This window comes from Pseudomonas marginalis (assembly GCF_900105325.1).
GTDB classification, from domain to species: Bacteria; Pseudomonadota; Gammaproteobacteria; order Pseudomonadales; family Pseudomonadaceae; genus Aquipseudomonas; species Aquipseudomonas marginalis.
This window is the reverse complement of the sequence record NZ_FNSU01000003.1, coordinates 4295141-4312452: the sequence shown is the minus strand read 5'-3', so window position 1 is coordinate 4312452 and position 17312 is coordinate 4295141. Positions and strand designations below refer to the sequence as shown.

16 protein-coding genes are annotated in these 17312 nt (G+C 61.8%); 13 read left to right on the top strand and 3 right to left on the bottom strand.

All coding sequences use genetic code 11. The features are described 5' to 3' along the window. Nucleotides 1-8 precede the first annotated feature (8 nt). The 5 genes from BLW22_RS29460 to BLW22_RS29440 all read left to right on the top strand — a co-directional run bounded on the left by BLW22_RS29460 (nucleotide 9) and on the right by BLW22_RS29440 (nucleotide 3778). Complete coding sequence (locus BLW22_RS29460; protein WP_065926753.1) at nucleotides 9-917, top strand: LysR substrate-binding domain-containing protein; 909 nt, start codon at nucleotides 9-11, stop codon at nucleotides 915-917. A gap of 308 nt (nucleotides 918-1225) precedes the next feature. After that, on the top strand, nucleotides 1226-1717 hold the full coding sequence (purE, locus tag BLW22_RS29455) for a 5-(carboxyamino)imidazole ribonucleotide mutase (RefSeq protein WP_003176980.1): 492 nt from the start codon (nucleotides 1226-1228) through the stop codon (nucleotides 1715-1717). A gap of 11 nt (nucleotides 1718-1728) precedes the next feature. Next, nucleotides 1729-2814: a 5-(carboxyamino)imidazole ribonucleotide synthase gene (locus BLW22_RS29450; RefSeq protein WP_065926752.1), complete on the top strand. Its 1086-nt coding sequence runs from the start codon at nucleotides 1729-1731 to the stop codon at nucleotides 2812-2814. Nucleotides 2815-2918: 104 nt separating this feature from the next. Then, nucleotides 2919-3164, top strand: coding sequence for a GlsB/YeaQ/YmgE family stress response membrane protein (locus BLW22_RS29445; RefSeq protein ID WP_065926751.1), 246 nt, complete (start codon nucleotides 2919-2921; stop codon nucleotides 3162-3164). Nucleotides 3165-3241: 77 nt separating this feature from the next. Further along, entirely contained in the window at nucleotides 3242-3778 is a 537-nt protein-coding gene (locus tag BLW22_RS29440; protein WP_027608241.1) for a DUF3299 domain-containing protein, read from the top strand. 57 nt (nucleotides 3779-3835) lie between these two features. On the opposite strand, the gene BLW22_RS29435 is transcribed toward BLW22_RS29440, so the two are convergent. Next, nucleotides 3836-4735: a D-hexose-6-phosphate mutarotase gene (locus tag BLW22_RS29435; protein ID WP_074848003.1), complete on the bottom strand. Its 900-nt coding sequence runs from the start codon at nucleotides 4733-4735 to the stop codon at nucleotides 3836-3838. 57 nt (nucleotides 4736-4792) lie between these two features. After that, nucleotides 4793-5197 (bottom strand): acyl-CoA thioesterase, encoded by a 405-nt coding sequence (locus tag BLW22_RS29430; protein ID WP_003176975.1) that lies wholly within the window; start codon nucleotides 5195-5197, stop codon nucleotides 4793-4795. Between the two features lie 409 nt (nucleotides 5198-5606). On the opposite strand from BLW22_RS29430, the gene BLW22_RS29420 reads away from it, so the two are divergent. From BLW22_RS29420 to BLW22_RS29385, 8 genes are all read left to right on the top strand, one after another. Then, nucleotides 5607-6896, top strand: coding sequence for an MFS transporter (locus BLW22_RS29420; protein WP_027608244.1), 1290 nt, complete (start codon nucleotides 5607-5609; stop codon nucleotides 6894-6896). Nucleotides 6897-7163: 267 nt separating this feature from the next. Next, entirely contained in the window at nucleotides 7164-8150 is a 987-nt protein-coding gene (locus tag BLW22_RS29415) for a phosphate ABC transporter substrate-binding protein PstS (RefSeq protein ID WP_016978637.1), read from the top strand. Between the two features lie 384 nt (nucleotides 8151-8534). Next, nucleotides 8535-10568: an ABC transporter permease subunit gene (locus BLW22_RS29410; RefSeq protein WP_174562752.1), complete on the top strand. Its 2034-nt coding sequence runs from the start codon at nucleotides 8535-8537 to the stop codon at nucleotides 10566-10568. 15 nt (nucleotides 10569-10583) lie between these two features. Continuing rightward, on the top strand, nucleotides 10584-12254 hold the full coding sequence (gene pstA / locus BLW22_RS29405) for a phosphate ABC transporter permease PstA (protein WP_027608246.1): 1671 nt from the start codon (nucleotides 10584-10586) through the stop codon (nucleotides 12252-12254). A 93-nt stretch (nucleotides 12255-12347) separates the two neighbouring features. Further along, the gene (gene pstB / locus BLW22_RS29400) at nucleotides 12348-13181 is read left to right on the top strand and encodes a phosphate ABC transporter ATP-binding protein PstB (RefSeq protein ID WP_027608247.1); all 834 of its coding nucleotides are present in this window, start codon (nucleotides 12348-12350) and stop codon (nucleotides 13179-13181) included. A gap of 70 nt (nucleotides 13182-13251) precedes the next feature. Continuing rightward, on the top strand, nucleotides 13252-14013 hold the full coding sequence (gene phoU / locus BLW22_RS29395) for a phosphate signaling complex protein PhoU (RefSeq protein ID WP_027608248.1): 762 nt from the start codon (nucleotides 13252-13254) through the stop codon (nucleotides 14011-14013). Between the two features lie 168 nt (nucleotides 14014-14181). Further along, nucleotides 14182-15093: a response regulator gene (locus BLW22_RS29390; RefSeq protein ID WP_027608249.1), complete on the top strand. Its 912-nt coding sequence runs from the start codon at nucleotides 14182-14184 to the stop codon at nucleotides 15091-15093. Nucleotides 15094-15175: 82 nt separating this feature from the next. Continuing rightward, complete coding sequence (locus tag BLW22_RS29385; protein ID WP_065926746.1) at nucleotides 15176-15847, top strand: peptidoglycan DD-metalloendopeptidase family protein; 672 nt, start codon at nucleotides 15176-15178, stop codon at nucleotides 15845-15847. Nucleotides 15848-15850: 3 nt separating this feature from the next. On the opposite strand, the gene BLW22_RS29380 is transcribed toward BLW22_RS29385, so the two are convergent. Then, complete coding sequence (locus BLW22_RS29380; protein ID WP_027608251.1) at nucleotides 15851-17191, bottom strand: hemolysin family protein; 1341 nt, start codon at nucleotides 17189-17191, stop codon at nucleotides 15851-15853. Between the last annotated feature and the right edge of the window lie 121 nt (nucleotides 17192-17312).

Sequence of the window (17312 nt, the reverse complement as noted above, 5' to 3'; positions counted from 1 at the left end):
AGGCAGTGATGAACCTTGAGAGCAAATGGCTGGAAGACTTCAGTGCCCTGGCGGCGACTCGCAGCTTTTCCCAGGCGGCCGAGCGGCGCTTTGTCACCCAGCCGGCGTTCAGCCGACGTATCCGCAGCCTTGAGGCCGCATTGGGCCTGACCCTGGTCAACCGCTCGCGCACGCCGGTTGAGCTGACGGCGGCGGGACAGTTGTTCCTGGTCACCGCGCGTACCGTGGTCGAGCAGCTCGGCGAAGTGCTGCGCCATTTGCATCACCTGGAAGGCGGGCAGGGCGAAGTCATGCAGGTGGCCGCGGCCCACTCCCTGGCGTTGGGTTTCTTTCCGCGCTGGATCGCGCAATTGCGCAACGACGGCCTGAACATCGCCACGCGGCTGGTGGCCACCAATGTCGGCGATGCGGTGCATGCCCTGCGTGAAGGCGGCTGCGACCTGATGCTGGCGTTCTACGACCCGGATGCGGCGATGCAAATGGACGCCGAAATCTTCCCCTCACTGCACCTGGGCAACACCGAAATGCTCCCGGTATGCGCGGCCGACGCCGACGGCAAGCCGCTGTTCGACCTCGAAGGCGAGGGCAGTGTGCCGCTGCTGGCCTACAGCGCCGGGGCGTTCCTCGGCCGTTCGGTGCACCTGTTGCTGCGCCAGCGCGCGCTGCGCTTTACCACGGTGTACGAAACCGCCATGGCCGACAGCCTCAAAAGCATGGCCCTGGAAGGCCTGGGCATCGCCTGGGTGCCGCAACTGAGCGTGCGTGCCGAACTGGCCCGCGGTGAATTGGTGGTCTGCGGCGGGCCGCAATGGCATGTGCCGCTGGAAATTCGTCTGTATCGCTGCGCGCTGGTGCGCAAGGCGAATGTGCGGTTGTTGTGGCGCAAGTTGGAAGGTGGCGCGGCGCAAAGTACCTGAATGCGATCCCTGTAGGAGCGAGCGTGCTCGCGAAAAACCTGAGAGCGCCGCATCCATTCAGAACGCCCGCGTCATCGTTGGCGATCTTCGCGAGCAAGCTCGCTCCTACAGGGTCAATAAAACCGCCACTTTGCCCCGCTAGACAGATGGTCATCCCAGGGGCTGTTTATCTGGATTATTACGGTATACTGCGCGGCCTTCGGCCGGTCCAACCGGCCACATTTCGTACAACAAGCCACGCCGGATTTCCCGCGTGGCTTGTTGTTTTTTGACGCGCCTGCGGGCGCCCAGAGAGAAGAGGCACGACGATGAGTGCATTGGTTGGCGTGATCATGGGCTCCAAGTCCGATTGGTCCACCCTTAGCCACACCGCCGATATGCTGGAAAAACTCGGCATTCCGTATGAAGTGAAAGTGGTCTCTGCCCACCGCACCCCGGATTTGCTGTTCCAGTATGCCGATGAAGCAGAATCCCGTGGCATCGAGGTGATCATCGCCGGTGCCGGCGGTGCGGCACACCTGCCGGGCATGTGTGCGGCCAAGACCCACCTGCCGGTGCTTGGCGTACCCGTGCAGTCGGCAATGCTCTCGGGCGTGGATTCGCTGTTGTCCATCGTGCAGATGCCGGCCGGTATCCCGGTGGCCACCCTGGCGATCGGAAAGGCCGGCGCGATCAACGCAGCCCTGCTGTCCGCCAGCATCCTGGGCGCCAAGCACCCGCAGTTCCACGCGGTGCTGAAGAAATTCCGCGCCGAGCAGACAGACAGCGTGCTGGACAATCCAGACCCACGTATCGCCTGAGGGTGTTGACGATGAAAATCGGTGTAATCGGTGGCGGCCAACTGGGCCGTATGCTGGCCTTGGCGGGCACCCCGCTGGGGATGAACTTCGCTTTCCTGGATCCTGCGCCGGACGCCTGTGCGGCAGCCTTGGGTGAACACCTGCGCGCTGACTACAGCGACCCGGACCACCTGCGCCAACTGGCCGACGAAGTCGACCTGGTGACGTTCGAGTTTGAAAGCGTCCCGGCCGAAACCGTGGCCTTCCTGTCGCAGTTCGTACCGGTGTACCCGAGCGCCGAAGCCTTGCGCATTGCCCGTGACCGCTGGTTCGAGAAGAGCATGTTCAAGGACCTCGGCATTCCGACCCCAGCCTTCGCCGATATCCAGTCCCAGGCGGACCTGGACGCCGCCGTCGCCAGCATTGGCCTGCCAGCCGTGCTCAAAACCCGCACCCTGGGCTACGACGGCAAGGGCCAGAAAGTCCTGCGCACCGCCGCCGATGTGGTCGGCACCTTCGCCGAACTGGGCAGCGTCGCCTGCCTGCTGGAAGGCTTCGTGCCGTTCACCGGCGAAGTCTCGTTGATCGCCGTGCGTGCCCGGGATGGTGAGACCCGCTTCTACCCGTTGGTGCACAACACCCACGACAGCGGCATCCTCAAGCTGTCCGTGGCCAGCACCGATCACCCGTTGCAGGCCCTGGCCGAAGACTATTCCAGCCGCGTGCTCAAGCAGCTGGATTACGTCGGTGTGATGGCGTTCGAGTTCTTTGAAGTCGACGGCGGCCTCAAGGCCAACGAAATCGCCCCGCGTGTGCATAACTCCGGGCACTGGACCACCGAAGGCGCCGAGTGCAGCCAGTTCGAAAACCACCTGCGCGCTGTCGCGGGCTTGCCATTGGGCTCCACGGCCAAGGTCGGTGAGAGCGCGATGCTCAACTTTATCGGCGTGGTACCGCCGGTGGAGCGCGTGATCGCCATCCAAGACTGCCACCTGCATCACTACGGCAAGGCCTTCAAGGCCGGGCGCAAGGTCGGCCACGCCAACCTGCGCTGCAAGGACCGCGCAACGCTGCAAGCGCAGATCCTCAAGGTCGAAGCGCTGATCGCCGAGCAATAACCCGGGGATCGGCGGGAACCATTGGTTATCGCCGTCCTCTGATTGCAGGATGCCAAAGCCTGTCTAGGCTTTGGCATAGCTCACTTCATTCAGAGGGAAATGCCATGGGTATCATCGGAACCATCTTTATCGGCTTGATCGTCGGCCTGTTGGCGCGTTTCCTCAAGCCCGGCGACGACAGCATGGGCTGGATCATGACCATCCTGCTGGGTATCGCCGGTTCCCTGGCCGCGACCTACGGTGGCCAGGCACTGGGTATCTACCAGGCGGGTCAAGGCGCAGGCTTTATCGGCGCACTGGTCGGCGCCATTGTGCTGCTGGTGCTCTACGGCCTGATCAAAAAGAAGTAATCAGCCGACAAAGTCCTCTGCGCTGCGCAGGCGCAGAGGGCTAGAATGCTCGCCACTTGTACTTGCCGAGCCTCTCCATGCGCCGTCTCCTGTTGACTCTCCTTCTGCTGGGCTCTGGCCTGGCCCACGCCGGTGAATTGCCGGAAACCGACTGGCTCGACCTGATGCCGCTGTCGGACCAGAAGGCCCTCGAGGCCATGCCCGAGATCGACCACAACTCCCCCGAAGCCCAAGGCACGTTCACCGACAAAGGTGGCCTGAAGCAGAGCAAAGGCTTGCCGGCGGTGATGTATTCGACCAAGACCGTGGCTGCCATGAACGGCAGGAACATCCGCATCGGCGGCTACCCGGTGCCGTTGGAAACCGACGCCAAAGGCCGCAGCACCCTGTTCTTCCTGGTGCCATACCCGGGCGCCTGCATCCACGTGCCGCCACCGCCGCCTAACCAGTTGGTGCTGGTGCGTTATCCCAAGGGTTTGAAGCTGGATGATATCTACACGCCGCTGTGGGTGACCGGCACGTTGAAGGTGGAGACGGTGAATAACGATTTGGCCGACGCCGCCTATGCGCTGGATGCGGGCAAGGTGCGGGTCGTAAAGGAATCCGATCTATAAGCTTACGCTGAACCCAATGTGGGGGGCGGTGTGCCCCTCCCACATTTTCGATTGGGTTTACAGGGCGATAGCGGTGATGCTCACGCCCAGCGTGTGGCTTTCACCTGGGGCCAGGCTCACCACATCATCCAGCACATTCGCCGTCTCGATGCACAGCATGCCCTGCCAGCCATCATCGGCCATGTCGTCGAAGGCTTTGGCGCGTTCGGTCCAGGGGTTCCAGATCACGGTGGATTTCGAGCCTTGGCTGGTGAGCTGGATGCGACGCTGCCAGTCCTGATCGAGGATGCTCAGCGACGGGGGCGTATCGAGGTAGATGCGGTCGGTCTCGGCAGTGAAGTGCAGCAGGCCGGACTGGGTTTTCTCGCTCCAGCCATCGGCGGTATCGATGTATACCGAGCCGTCCAGGCCTTCGACCTGCACGTTGCGTACGTCGCTCACGGCGAAATAGGTGTGCAGCGCCTGGCTGAGCGTGACAGTGTCGTTGCCACGGTTGTGGCTGGTCAGGCGGATGTGCAGTTGGTTGTCCAGCAGCAGGCTCAGGCTCAGGTCGACCTGATGGGGCCAGCCGGGGAAGCCGCCTGCAGGAACCGGTAGTTGCAGGTCCACCCGCAGCGCTTCACGTTCAAGGGTGGTCCCGGCCAATGCCCAGGTCGCGGTACGCACGAAACCGTGAGCGCCCGCAGGCTGATCACTTTGGCGCATCGCCTTTACGCTGGGCCGGTTGCGGTCGAACACCCCAAACCAGGGCCAGCACACCGGGACGCCGGTACGAATGCCCTTGCCCTTCTTGAACACCGCCTCAGGGTTCGGCCAGATCAGCGGCTGCTCGCCTTCGCGGCCGTAACTGAAGATATGCGCGCCCTGCTGGGCGATCATCAGTTCGGCGCCGTTATGGCGGATGCGCCAGCAGTCCAGTTCGTCGACTTTCACGGTCTCAACGTGGGGCGTAGGCATAACAGGCACTCTCAATGGCAGGCAATGGGGCAATTGACCGTCAAAACCCCGCGAGGTTTAACGCGCGCGCGATGGCACCGAGCGTGTGCGGCCGCTGCCATCGATAGCGACGAACACAAACACCGCCTCGGTGACCTTGCGCCATTCGCTGGACAGCGGGTCGTCGCTCCACACTTCGACCATCATCTGGATCGAGCTGCGGCCGATTTCCAGGGCCTGGGTATAGAAGGACAATTGCGCGCCCACTGCCACCGGCACCAGGAACGCCATGCGGTCAATGGCCACGGTGGCCACACGCCCGCCCGCGACCTTGCTGGCCATGGCGGTACCGGCGAGGTCCATCTGCGCGACCAGCCAGCCGCCGAAAATATCGCCAAAACCGTTGGTTTCACGCGGGAGCGCGGTGATTTGCAGGGCGAGATCGCCTTGCGGGATAGGATCTTCTTGTTCGAGTTCGATCATGCCGGGGGGCCTCTGACCCGTGACGCTTTTATAGGTGGAGCAAGGTGGATAGCCGACTGTTAGAAAAACGTTTCAGCACAAACATACTCCGTTCGATACGTTTCTCGTAAGGCGTGCTAAAGGGAAACTCTGCCAAATCGGCTGGATGGCACCCAACGGCGTTTTGGCGCAGCAGCCCCTCAAGCCTGGGGTTCTTGCGCTTGCAAGGGCCGAGTATATCGAGACCCTGGCGCCACGACGACCTCCCGACGCTCATTTGGTCGGTAAATAGCCGCTGTATCGCGGCTTTTGCGCGCAACTGTTCTCCTGGCGCTGTGCTTTTACAAGCGATTTGCTATCTTGCCAGACCCGCCGCCAGTCCCGGGCGTGCCGTCCTTATCAAGCTGACTACTATAAGAGAAGCCTTGCCATGTCCTCCGTGCCCGCAAGCAGTGCGCAACCGTCGCGCCCGCTGACCCGCAACGACTACAAAACCCTGTCGCTGTCTGCCTTGGGCGGGGCGCTGGAGTTTTATGACTTCATCATTTTCGTGTTTTTCGCCACCGTGGTCGGAAAACTGTTCTTCCCTGTCGATATGCCCGAATGGCTGCGCATGATGCAGACCTTCGGCATCTTCGCCGCCGGTTACCTGGCACGCCCGCTGGGCGGCATCATCATGGCGCACTTCGGTGACCTGCTGGGCCGCAAGAAGATGTTCACCCTGAGCATCTTCATGATGGCGGTGCCGACCCTGATCATGGGCCTGCTGCCGACCTACGCGCAGATCGGCCTGTGGGCGCCGGTCCTGTTGCTGTTGATGCGCATCATCCAGGGCGCAGCGATTGGCGGCGAAGTCCCGGGCGCCTGGGTGTTCGTGTCCGAACACGTACCGCCGCGCCACATTGGTTACGCCTGCGGCACCCTGACCAGCGGCCTGACCGCCGGTATCCTGCTGGGTTCGCTGGTGGCCACTGCCATCAACACTATTTACAGCCCGGAGCAGGTCTCGGATTACGCCTGGCGCATTCCTTTCCTGCTCGGTGGCGTGTTCGGCCTGCTGTCGGTGTACCTGCGCCGCTGGCTGCATGAAACGCCGATCTTCGCCGAGATGCAGCAACGCAAGACCCTGGCCGCCGAGCTGCCATTGCGTGCCGTGCTGCGCGACCACCGTGGTGCCATCGTATTGTCGATGCTGCTGACCTGGCTGTTGTCGGCCGGCGTCGTGGTGGTCATCCTGATGACCCCGACCGTGTTGCAGACCATCTACCACTTCAGCCCGACTGTTGCGCTGCAAGCCAATAGCCTGGCCATCGTGACTTTGAGCCTTGGCTGCATTGCCTCCGGCGCCCTGGCTGACCGTTTTGGTGCCGGGCGTGTACTGGTAAGCGGTTGCGCATTGCTGCTGGCGACCTCCTGGACGCTGTACCACAGCCTCATGACCCACCCGGACTGGCTGTTCCCGCTGTACGCCTTGACCGGCCTGTTCGTCGGCACCATTGGCGTGGTGCCTTACGTGATGGTGAAAGCCTTCCCGCCCGTGGTGCGCTTCAGTGGCCTGTCGTTTTCCTACAACGTGGCCTACGCCGTGTTCGGCGGGCTGACGCCGCTGGCGGTGTCGCTGCTGATGAAGGAAAGCCCGATGGGCCCGGCTTACTACGTGGCTGTCCTGTGTGTGATGGGGATGGTGGTGGGTGGGTATCTGTGGAAGCGCGGGCGGTAACCCCGTTTAGCGCTTTTACCGGTAACCATGTGGCGAGGGAGCAAGCTCCCTCGCCACATGCCTTGCGTTTTATAACAATTACAGCTTGTTTCCAAGAAGTCGCTTAGTCGCTCTAACCTCCTCGTACGTCCCGACCTTCTCTCCTTTTGTTGTGTGATCTCCAATGCTGGCCTTTCATCCAATTGTCATATTTCAGACATAGAGTGTTCACACGGCCTCTCGATACTTGGCCCCGATCCAACTATCCCTATCTGCTAGGAGCAAGGCATGAAACTGAAACGTTTGATGGCGGCAATGACTTTTGTCGCTGCTGGCGTTGCGACCGCCAACGCGGTGGCCGCAGGTGTTGATCCGGCAATCCCGGCTTACGTCAAGACCACTGGTGTGTCGGGCAACTTGTCCAGCGTCGGTTCCGATACCCTGGCCAACCTGATGACCCTGTGGGCCGAGGGTTACAAAAAGGAATACCCGAACGTCAACATCCAGATTCAAGCTGCCGGCTCCGCCACCGCGCCACCTGCGCTGACTGAAGGCACCTCCAACCTGGGCCCGATGAGCCGCAAGATGAAGGACACCGAACTGGCGGCCTTCGAGCAGAAGTACGGCTACAAGCCAACCGCTATCCCGGTTGCCGTGGATGCCCTGGCCGTGTTCGTGCACAAGGACAACCCGATCCAGCACCTGACCATGGAACAAGTCGACGCGATCTTCTCCTCGACTCGCCTGTGTGGTGGCAAAGCCGATGTGAAAACCTGGGGTGACCTGGGTGTGACCGGCGACCTGGCCAACAAGCCAGTGCAACTGTTCGGCCGTAACTCGGTATCCGGCACCTACGGCTACTTCAAGGAAGAAGCCCTGTGCAAAGGCGACTACAAGCCTAACGTGAACGAACAACCCGGCTCGGCTTCGGTCGTGCAGTCGATCAGCTCTTCGCTGAACGGCATCGGTTACTCGGGCATCGGCTACAAGACCGCCAGTGTGAAGACCGTGGCCCTGGCCAAGAAAGGCAGCACTGACTTCATCGAAGACAGCGAAGAAAACGCCCTGAACGGCAAATACCCGCTGTCGCGTTTCCTCTACGTTTACGTCAACAAAGCCCCGAACAAGCCTCTGGCCCCGCTGGAAGCCGAGTTCGTGAAACTGGTTCTGTCCAAACAGGGCCAGGAAGTTGTCGTCAAGGACGGCTACATCCCACTGCCAGCCAAGGTTGCCGCCAAGGCCCTGGCTGACCTGGGTCTGAAAGAAGGCAACTGATTGCCTCTGCGGGGCCGGAATACCGGCCCCGCATCCGAATTTTCTAGTCCGCTGCCAGCCCTGCTTCGCGGCGGATTTGTTGCGTCACTGCACTGTCATCTTTCTGTCATACAGGATCGCTAGGGTGTGCGCATGAATGATCTGGCCAATTCCACCATGACGACAACTTCTCCCCCCAAGCGCATTGATTTCAATACGCCTGAGCTGCAACGCAAGCGCCGTATTCGCGCGCTCAAGGATCGCCTGACCCGTTGGTATGTGCTGGTGGGCGGCCTCGCCGTTCTGGGTGCGATCACCCTGATTTTCTTTTTCCTCGCCTACGTGGTCGCGCCACTGTTCCAAGGCGCCTCGCTGACCAAGGAAGACGCACTGACGCCCGCCTGGATGCAGGACGCCGGCAAGCCGTTGTTGATCTCCCTGGAAGAGCAGAACCAGGTCGCCATGCGGGTTTCCGACAAGGGCCAGGCGCTGTTCTTTGACGTCACGAGCGGTGCCGAACTCAAGCGTGTCGACCTGCCGCTTGCGCCCGGCGTGAGCGTGGCTTCCATCGGTGAAGACCAGCCGGGCAGCCCGCTGGTGATCCTCGGTTTGTCCAATGGCCAGTCCCTGGTGTTCCGTCACACCTATAAGGTGTCGTACCCGGACGGCAAGAAAACCATCACGCCTGCGATTGAATACCCCTACGGTGAAACGCCGATCGTGCTCGACGATGCCGGCCGCCCGTTGGAGCATGTTGCCCTCAACGCCACCGATTCGTCGCTGGTGGTGGCAGGCTCGGCCGGTTCGCACTTGAACGTGCTGACCCTGAGCCGCGAAGAAAACATGATGACCGGTGAAGTCACCAGCGAGCAGAAGCGTGTCGAGCTGCCGCAAATGACCGAGCCGGTGAAGGCGATCTTCATCGATCCGCGCCAGCAATGGCTGTACGTGATCAACGGCCGCGCCCTGGCGGATGTGTTCAGCCTGCGCGACAAGAGCCTCAACGGTCGCTACAAATTACTGGAAGATGGCACTGCCGAAGTCACCGCCAGCACCCAGTTGGTGGGCGGCATCTCGCTGATCGTCGGTAACTCCAAAGGCGGCCTGGCCCAGTGGTTCATGGCCCGTGACCCGGATGGCGAGCAGCGCTTCAAGCAGATCCGTACCTTCCAGATGGGCACCGCGCCCATCGTGGAAATCACCGCCGAAGAGCGGCGCAAAGGCTTTACCGCCCTCGACGCTTCCGGCAAGTTCGGCGTGTTCCACAGCACCGCCCACCGCACCCTGCTGGTGGATCCGGTGGTCGACGGCCAGGGCGTGTTTGGTATGTCGCCGCGCGCCAACCGCGTGATCGTCGAAGCCGGCGGCAAGCTGCAGCCGCTGCTGCTGGACAACCCGCACCCGGAAGTGTCCTGGAGCGCGTTGTGGAGCAAGGTCTGGTACGAAAACTACGACGAACCTAAGTACGTCTGGCAATCGACCGCCGCCAACACCGACTTCGAACCCAAGATGAGCCTGGCGCCATTGACCTTCGGTACCCTGAAGGCGGCGTTCTACGCCATGCTGCTGGCGGCGCCACTGGCCGTTGCCGCGGCGATCTACACCGCTTACTTCATGGCCCCGAGCCTGCGCCGCAAGGTCAAGCCGGTGATCGAACTGATGGAAGCCATGCCGACGGTGATCCTCGGCTTCTTCGCCGGCCTGTTCCTGGCGCCGTATGTCGAAGGGCATCTGCCGGGGATCTTCAGCCTGCTGATGCTGTTGCCGATTGGCATCCTGGTGGCCGGGTTTGTCTTCAGTCGCCTGCCCGAGTCGATTCGCCTGCGGGTTCCCGACGGTTGGGAAAGCGCAATCCTGATCCCGGTGATCCTGTTCGTGGGCTGGCTCTCGCTGTACATGAGCCCGTACCTGGAAACCTGGTTCTTCGGCGGCGACATGCGCATGTGGATCTCCCACGACCTGGGCATTACCTACGACCAGCGCAACGCCCTGGTGGTCGGCCTGGCCATGGGCTTTGCAGTGATCCCGAACATCTATTCCATCGCCGAAGACGCCGTGTTCAGCGTACCGCGCGGCCTGACCCTGGGTTCCCTGGCCCTGGGCGCTACGCCGTGGCAGACCATGACCCGCGTGGTGATCCTGACCGCCAGCCCGGGCATCTTCTCGGCGCTGATGATCGGCATGGGCCGCGCCGTGGGCGAGACCATGATCGTGCTGATGGCCACCGGTAACACGCCGGTGATGGAGATGAACCTGTTCGAAGGCCTGCGCACCCTGGCGGCCAACGTCGCGGTGGAAATGCCCGAGTCGGAAGTCGGCGGCAGTCACTACCGCGTGTTGTTCCTCTCGGCGCTGGTGCTGCTGCTGTTCACCTTCATCATGAACACCCTCGCCGAGCTGATTCGTCAGCGTCTGCGCAAGAAATACTCGTCGCTTTAAGAAAGGTAGAAGTCTGTGAAACAGAACTCCCTGAATGGATGGTTCAAGAGCGGCGCTCCGGGCGTCTGGATCAGCGGTGGCGCGGTGTCCATCGCGGTCATCATGACCATTGGTTTGCTGGCCGTGATTGCCGTGCGTGGCCTGGGCCACTTCTGGCCGGCCGACCTGATCCAGGCCAACTACAACGTGCCGGGCCAGGAAAACCATATCGTCATCGGCGAAGTGGTGCAGAAAGAGGAAGTGCCGCGCGAGCGCCTGAAAAGCGCGGGCCTGCCGGTGCCCGATGCGGGCCCTGAATTCATGACCCGCGAGCTGATCAAGGTCGGCAACCGCGATCTGAACGGCAACGACTTCACCTGGATTGTCGGCGAATGGTTGAAGGACCAGAGCACGCCGAAGAACCTGATGACCATCGAACGTCGTGAGTGGGGCAACTTCTACGGCACTCTGGTCAACGTCAAGCAGGATGGCAAGGTCATCGCTGAAGGCGAGGCCGCGTGGCCGGAGCTGCAAGCCCGCGTGGACCGCGTGAACAAGCTAGCGGCCCAGCTCAAGACCCTGGAGAAGTCCGACATCGGCGCGATCAACGCCGGCCTCGAGCGCATCCGCCTGCATGGCCGCAAACTGGAGCTGGAAGGCAAGCTCGACGCGGCCGCCCAGGCCGACATGGAGGCCGACCGCGCCGAGCTGAACGCTCGCTACCAGGACATCGAAGCGCGCCTGGCCGACCTGCACGCCCAGTTCAACCGTGACGCCTTGACCGCTCGCGATGGCAACGGCAAGGAAATTGAAATCGGCATCGGCAAGGTGGTGCACGCCTACCAGCCGAACGCCATGGGGACCGTGACCAAGATCGGTTTCTATGTCAGCAAGGTGTGGGAATTCCTCAGTGATGACCCGCGGGAGGCCAACACCGAAGGCGGGATCTTCCCGGCGATCTTCGGCACCGTGATGATGACCCTGATCATGGCGATGATCGTGACCCCGTTCGGCGTGCTGGCGGCGGTGTACCTGCGTGAATACGCCAAGCAGAACACCCTGACGCGCATCATCCGCATCGCCGTGAACAACCTGGCGGGTGTACCGGCCATCGTCTACGGCGTGTTCGGCCTGGGTTTCTTCGTGTATGTATTGGGTGGCTCGGTCGACCGTCTGTTCTTCGCCGAAGCGCTGCCGGCACCGACCTTCGGTACACCGGGCCTGCTCTGGGCCTCGCTGACCCTGGCGCTGCTGGCGGTACCGGTGGTGATCGTGGCCACCGAAGAAGGCCTGGCACGGATTCCGCGTACGGTGCGTGAAGGCTCCCTGGCGCTGGGCGCGACCAAGGCGGAAACGCTGTGGAAGATCGTGCTGCCGATGGCCAGCCCGGCGATGATGACCGGCATGATCCTCGCCGTGGCCCGCGCCGCCGGTGAAGTGGCGCCGCTGATGCTGGTCGGCGTGGTGAAACTCGCCCCGTCGCTGCCGCTGGACGGCAACTACCCGTACCTGCACCTGGACCAGAAGATCATGCACCTGGGCTTCCATATCTATGACGTCGGCTTTCAGAGCCCTAACGTTGAGGCCGCACGGCCGCTGGTGTACGCCACCGCCTTGCTGCTGGTGCTGGTGATCGCCACGCTCAACCTGTCGGCGGTGTGGATTCGTAACCACCTGCGCGAGAAGTACAAGGCGCTGGACAGCTAAAGCTATTCGCCACAAGCGGCAAGCTACAAGCCGCTTTTGCTCAAATCTTGCGGCTTGCAGCTAAAAGCGTGCAGCTACGAACGGAGTGAGACCATGCAACACGACACCCATTCCCACGGCATCAACATGTCTGCCCTGGGTCGCGACAAACAGAGCCTGAGCCTGGCCCAGGAAACCGTGGCCATCGAAGTACCGGGCCTGAGCCTGTATTACGGTGACAAGCAAGCGCTGTTCGACGTCAGCATGAACATCCCCAAGCAGCGCGTGACCGCCTTTATCGGCCCGTCGGGCTGCGGCAAGTCCACGCTGCTGCGTACCTTCAACCGCATGAACGACCTGGTGGACGGTTGCCGCGTGGACGGGGCCATCAACCTCTACGGCACCAACATCTACCGCAAGGGCGAAGACGTGGCCGAACTGCGTCGCCGTGTGGGCATGGTGTTCCAGAAGCCTAACCCGTTCCCCAAGACCATCTACGAAAACGTGGTCTACGGCCTGCGCATCCAGGGCATCAACAAGAAGCGCATCCTCGACGAAGCCGTTGAGTGGGCCCTTAAAGGCGCGGCGCTGTGGGACGAGGTCAAGGACCGCCTGCACGAATCGGCACTCGGCCTGTCCGGCGGCCAGCAGCAACGTCTGGTGATCGCGCGCACCATCGCCGTGGAGCCGGAAGTGCTGCTGCTCGACGAACCCTGCTCGGCACTCGACCCGATCTCGACGCTGAAAGTCGAAGAACTGATCTACGAGCTCAAGTCCAAGTTCACCATCGTTATCGTGACCCACAACATGCAACAGGCGGCGCGGGTTTCCGACTACACCGCGTTCATGTACATGGGCAAGCTGGTGGAGTTCGGCGATACCGACACCCTGTTCACCAATCCGGCGAAGAAGCAGACCGAAGACTACATCACCGGTCGCTACGGCTAGGAAGCTGTGGTTCTGATTGCACTGACGCTGCGGTTCTCCGCACCTTACCGGACGCTCCAAGGACGCCAACATGATTAGCAAAGAAGGCCTTACCCACCACATCTCCGCGCAGTTCAACGCCGAGCTCGAGGAGGTGCGCAGCCACCTCCTGGCGATGGGCGGGCTGGTGGAGAAGCAAGTCAACGATGCCGTGACCGCGCTGATCGAGGCCGACTCGGGCCTGGCCCAGCAAGTGCGCGAGATCGACGACCAGATCAACCAGATGGAACGCAACATCGACGAAGAATGCCTGCGCATTCTCGCCCGTCGCCAGCCGGCAGCATCCGACCTGCGCCTGATCATCAGCATTTCCAAGTCGGTGATCGACCTCGAGCGGATCGGCGACGAAGCCACCAAGATTGCCCGCCGTGCCATCCAGCTGTGCGAAGAGGGTGAAGCGCCGCGCGGTTATGTCGAAGTGCGTCATATCGGCGACCAGGTGCGCAACATGGTACGGGATGCCCTGGATGCCTTTGCGCGCTTTGACGCCGAGCTGGCATTGTCGGTAGCGCAGTACGACAAGGTCATCGACCGAGAATACAAGACCGCCCTGCGTGAGCTGGCCACCTACATGATGGAAGACCCGCGCTCTATCTCGCGGGTCTTGAGCATCATCTGGGTGTTGCGCTCCCTGGAGCGGATCGGTGATCACGCGCGCAATATCTCGGAACTGGTGATCTATCTGGTGCGCGGTACCGACGTACGGCACATGGGTCTCAAGCGCATGAAGGCCGAAGTTGAGGGTTCAGCCGATCAAATCCCTAATGTTCCGGGCGAACCTGACGATAAGTAAGGTTGCCCGAGAAATTAACGCCCGGCCTCTGGTCGGGCGTTTTCGTTTGTGGCGCCTGAATTTTTTGCGAATCGGGTAAAAGAAAGTCCGAACGTGACTACAGAGTTTTGGCAAAATGCCATTAGTCAGGCGTTTTGCGTGCCGAAGTTTTTATAGGATGAAGGGTCGATGAGTAAAGTCAGTGTATTGGTGGTGGATGACGCCTCGTTTATCCGCGACCTGGTGAAGAAGTGCCTGCGCAACTACTTCCCCGGGATCAAGCTTGAAGATGCGGTAAACGGCAAGAAGGCCCAGACCATCCTGATGCGCGAGAGCTTCGACCTGGTGCTGTGCGACTGGGAAATGCCGGAGATGTCCGGCCTGGAGCTGTTGACCTGGTGCCGTGAGCAACCGCACCTCAAGGCCATGCCGTTTGTGATGGTGACCAGCCGTGGCGACAAAGAGAACGTGGTCCAGGCGATCCAGGCCGGGGTTTCCGGTTACGTCAGCAAACCGTTCACCAACGAGCAACTGCTGAACAAGGTCAAGCAAGCCCTGCACAAGGTCGGTCGCCTCGACGCCCTGGTCGCCAGCGCGCCGACCAAGATGAACTCGGCCTTCGGCAATGATTCCCTGAGTGCCCTGACCGGTGGCAAGCCTGAAGCCGTACGTGCAGCCCCCGTTGCGGCGGCTGCGTCTGCGCCAAGCAAAGGCCTGCTTAACAACGCCCCGCCGGTCCAAGCGCCAGGCGCTGCACCCACTGGCGGCCGTGGCCAGGGCCAGTTGCGCCTGTCCAGCGGCACTCAGCAATGCGTGATCAAGGCGCTGAGCATCAAGGAGGCGCTGCTGGTGGTGCGTCGCGGTGAGGTCCTGCCTCAGGTACTGGAAAGTGCCGTGCTCGACCTGGAACAGGGCGACAACGCCGAGGTGGCGCGTCTCAACGGCTACCTGCACGCCATCGTCGCCTTCGAACCCAAGCCGGACAGTGACTGGCTGCAACTGACCTTCCGCTTTATCGACCAGGATGCGCAGAAGCTCGACTACATCTCCCGCCTGATTGCGCGCGGTACGGCGCAGAAGCATTTTGTGCCGGGGGCCTGACTTTCAGTCCGAAGGGGCGTGCCCCGGGATTGTCATGATCCCTTGCTAGCTTGCTGTTCATTCACTCCGGCAGGTTCGCGCCATGCTCCTTCGCCTTTTGCTGTCCTGCATGTTGGCCTTGGTCGCCAATTCGACCCAGGCCATGACCCTGTACAAATCCACCGATGCCAACGGCATGGTGTTTTTCAGCGATCGGCAAACCCCCGGCGCCCAGGCGTTCGTGATCCAGGAACGTAGGGTCGAGCGCGTACAGCCGCCGGTACTCTACAGGCCAAAACCCGTTTACCCGCAACAAGCCTACCGTTACCCCTTGCCCTGGCGTGGCGGTCCGTTCCGCCTGACCCAAGGTCCCAACGGCAGCTTCAGCCACACCGACGCCAAAAGCCGCTACGCCATGGACATCGCCATGCCCGAAGGCACGCCGATCATCGCGGCACGCAGCGGTGTGGTGGTGAAAATCGAGAATAGCCAGATCGGACGCGGCAACGATGCGTCAGGCAATTTCGTGCGCGTGCAGCACGATGACGGCACCCAGGGTGTGTACCTGCACCTCAAGCAAGGCTCGGTGAGTGTCAGGCCGGGGCAGCGTGTGGCGGTGGGCAGCGCGCTGGGGTTGTCGGGCAATACCGGCAACAGCAGCGGGCCGCACCTGCACTTTGTGGTGCAACAGAGTACCGCGGCCGGGCTGGTGTCGATTCCTTACGAATTCAACCAGCCGGTCGGGACATTGCCCAATTTTGCATTGGGCAATTGAGGGTCAATCCAGCAGCAGGACCTTGGCCAGCACGATCTTCGGCCCTTTCATCTTCTTGATGATGATCCGCAAGCCTTCAACCTCCAGCACTTCTTCCTCTTCCGGCACGCGCTTGAGGGTGTCGTAGATCAGCCCTGCCAGGGTTTCGGCCTCGATGTGGTCCAGGTCGACGCCCAGCAGGCGTTCCACCTTGAACAGCGGCGTATCGCCCCGTACCAGCAATTTGCCAGGCTGGTAGGCGAGGATGCCGCGCTCGGCCTTGCGGTGTTCGTCCTGGATATCGCCCACCAGCACTTCCAGCACGTCTTCCATGGTCAGGTAGCCGATGATCTTGCCGTCGGCTTCTTCCACCAGGGCAAAGTGCGCGCCGCCTTTGCGGAACTGCTCCAGCAACTGCGACAACGGCATGTGCCGCGACACACGTTCCAGCGGGCGGGTCAGCTCGGCCAGGTTGAACGATTCGGGGATGTGGTCCAGGGCCGCCAGTTCCAGCAGCAGGTCCTTGATGTGCAAAAGCCCGACGAACTCGTTGCGCACCGCGTCATACACCGGATAGCGGCTGAATTTATGGCGACGGAACAGCGCGAGGATTTCCTTGAGCGGGGCGTTGAAGTCCAGGGTCACCAGGTCTTCACGGGAGTTGGCCCAATCCACCACTTCCAGCTCGCCCATCTCCACGGCCGAGGCCAGTACGCGCATGCCTTGGTCGCTCGGGTCCTGGCCACGGCTGGAGTGCAGGATCAGCTTGAGCTCTTCGCGGCTGTAATGGTGCTCGTGGTGCGGGCCGGGCTCGCCTTGGCCGGCGATGCGCAGGATCGCGTTGGCGCTGGCGTTGAGCAGGTAGATCGCCGGGTACATGGCCCAGTAGAACAGGTACAGCGGCACCGCCGTCCACAGTGACAGCAGTTCGGGCTTGCGAATGGCCCAGGACTTGGGCGCCAGTTCACCGACCACGATGTGCAGGTAGGAAATCACGAAGAACGCGGCAAAGAACGACACGCCCTTGATCACTTCCGGCGATTCGACGCCTGCGGCGCCCAGCAGCGGTTCGAGGATGTGCGCGAACGCCGGCTCACCGACCCAGCCCAGGCCCAGGGAGGCCAGGGTGATACCCAGCTGGCAGGCCGACAGGTAGGCGTCGAGCTGGCTGTGCACGGTACGCAGGATCTGCCCGCGCCAGCCGTTGGTGTGGGCGATGGCCTCGACCCGGGTCGAGCGCAGCTTGACCATGGCAAATTCCGCCGCAACGAAAAAACCGTTGAGCAGTACCAGGATCAGAGCAAAAAGAATCATGCCGAAATCGGCGAAGAGTGTGGCGAGGGTGATACCAGGGGAAGGGTCCATGATTGGGTTTTGCAGGTTCCGTGTGTTCAATAAGGGGTGACAGAAGGGCCTGAAAGGCAGGCGCAAGTCGGCCAATGTAGCGGCTGACGGGGCGCTTGCCTAGTGGTTGCTGCCGGGTGGG

Coding starts and splice junctions, on each gene's coding strand:
- BLW22_RS29460 (WP_065926753.1), top strand. CDS start 9: ATGAACCTTGAGAGCAAATGGCTGGAAGACTTCAGTGCCCTGGCGGCG.
- purE (WP_003176980.1), top strand. CDS start 1,226: ATGAGTGCATTGGTTGGCGTGATCATGGGCTCCAAGTCCGATTGGTCC.
- BLW22_RS29450 (WP_065926752.1), top strand. CDS start 1,729: ATGAAAATCGGTGTAATCGGTGGCGGCCAACTGGGCCGTATGCTGGCC.
- BLW22_RS29445 (WP_065926751.1), top strand. CDS start 2,919: ATGGGTATCATCGGAACCATCTTTATCGGCTTGATCGTCGGCCTGTTG.
- BLW22_RS29440 (WP_027608241.1), top strand. CDS start 3,242: ATGCGCCGTCTCCTGTTGACTCTCCTTCTGCTGGGCTCTGGCCTGGCC.
- BLW22_RS29435 (WP_074848003.1), bottom strand. CDS start 4,735: ATGCCTACGCCCCACGTTGAGACCGTGAAAGTCGACGAACTGGACTGC.
- BLW22_RS29430 (WP_003176975.1), bottom strand. CDS start 5,197: ATGATCGAACTCGAACAAGAAGATCCTATCCCGCAAGGCGATCTCGCC.
- BLW22_RS29420 (WP_027608244.1), top strand. CDS start 5,607: ATGTCCTCCGTGCCCGCAAGCAGTGCGCAACCGTCGCGCCCGCTGACC.
- BLW22_RS29415 (WP_016978637.1), top strand. CDS start 7,164: ATGAAACTGAAACGTTTGATGGCGGCAATGACTTTTGTCGCTGCTGGC.
- BLW22_RS29410 (WP_174562752.1), top strand. CDS start 8,535: ATGCAGGACGCCGGCAAGCCGTTGTTGATCTCCCTGGAAGAGCAGAAC.
- pstB (WP_027608247.1), top strand. CDS start 12,348: ATGCAACACGACACCCATTCCCACGGCATCAACATGTCTGCCCTGGGT.
- phoU (WP_027608248.1), top strand. CDS start 13,252: ATGATTAGCAAAGAAGGCCTTACCCACCACATCTCCGCGCAGTTCAAC.
- BLW22_RS29390 (WP_027608249.1), top strand. CDS start 14,182: ATGAGTAAAGTCAGTGTATTGGTGGTGGATGACGCCTCGTTTATCCGC.
- BLW22_RS29385 (WP_065926746.1), top strand. CDS start 15,176: ATGCTCCTTCGCCTTTTGCTGTCCTGCATGTTGGCCTTGGTCGCCAAT.
- BLW22_RS29380 (WP_027608251.1), bottom strand. CDS start 17,191: ATGGACCCTTCCCCTGGTATCACCCTCGCCACACTCTTCGCCGATTTC.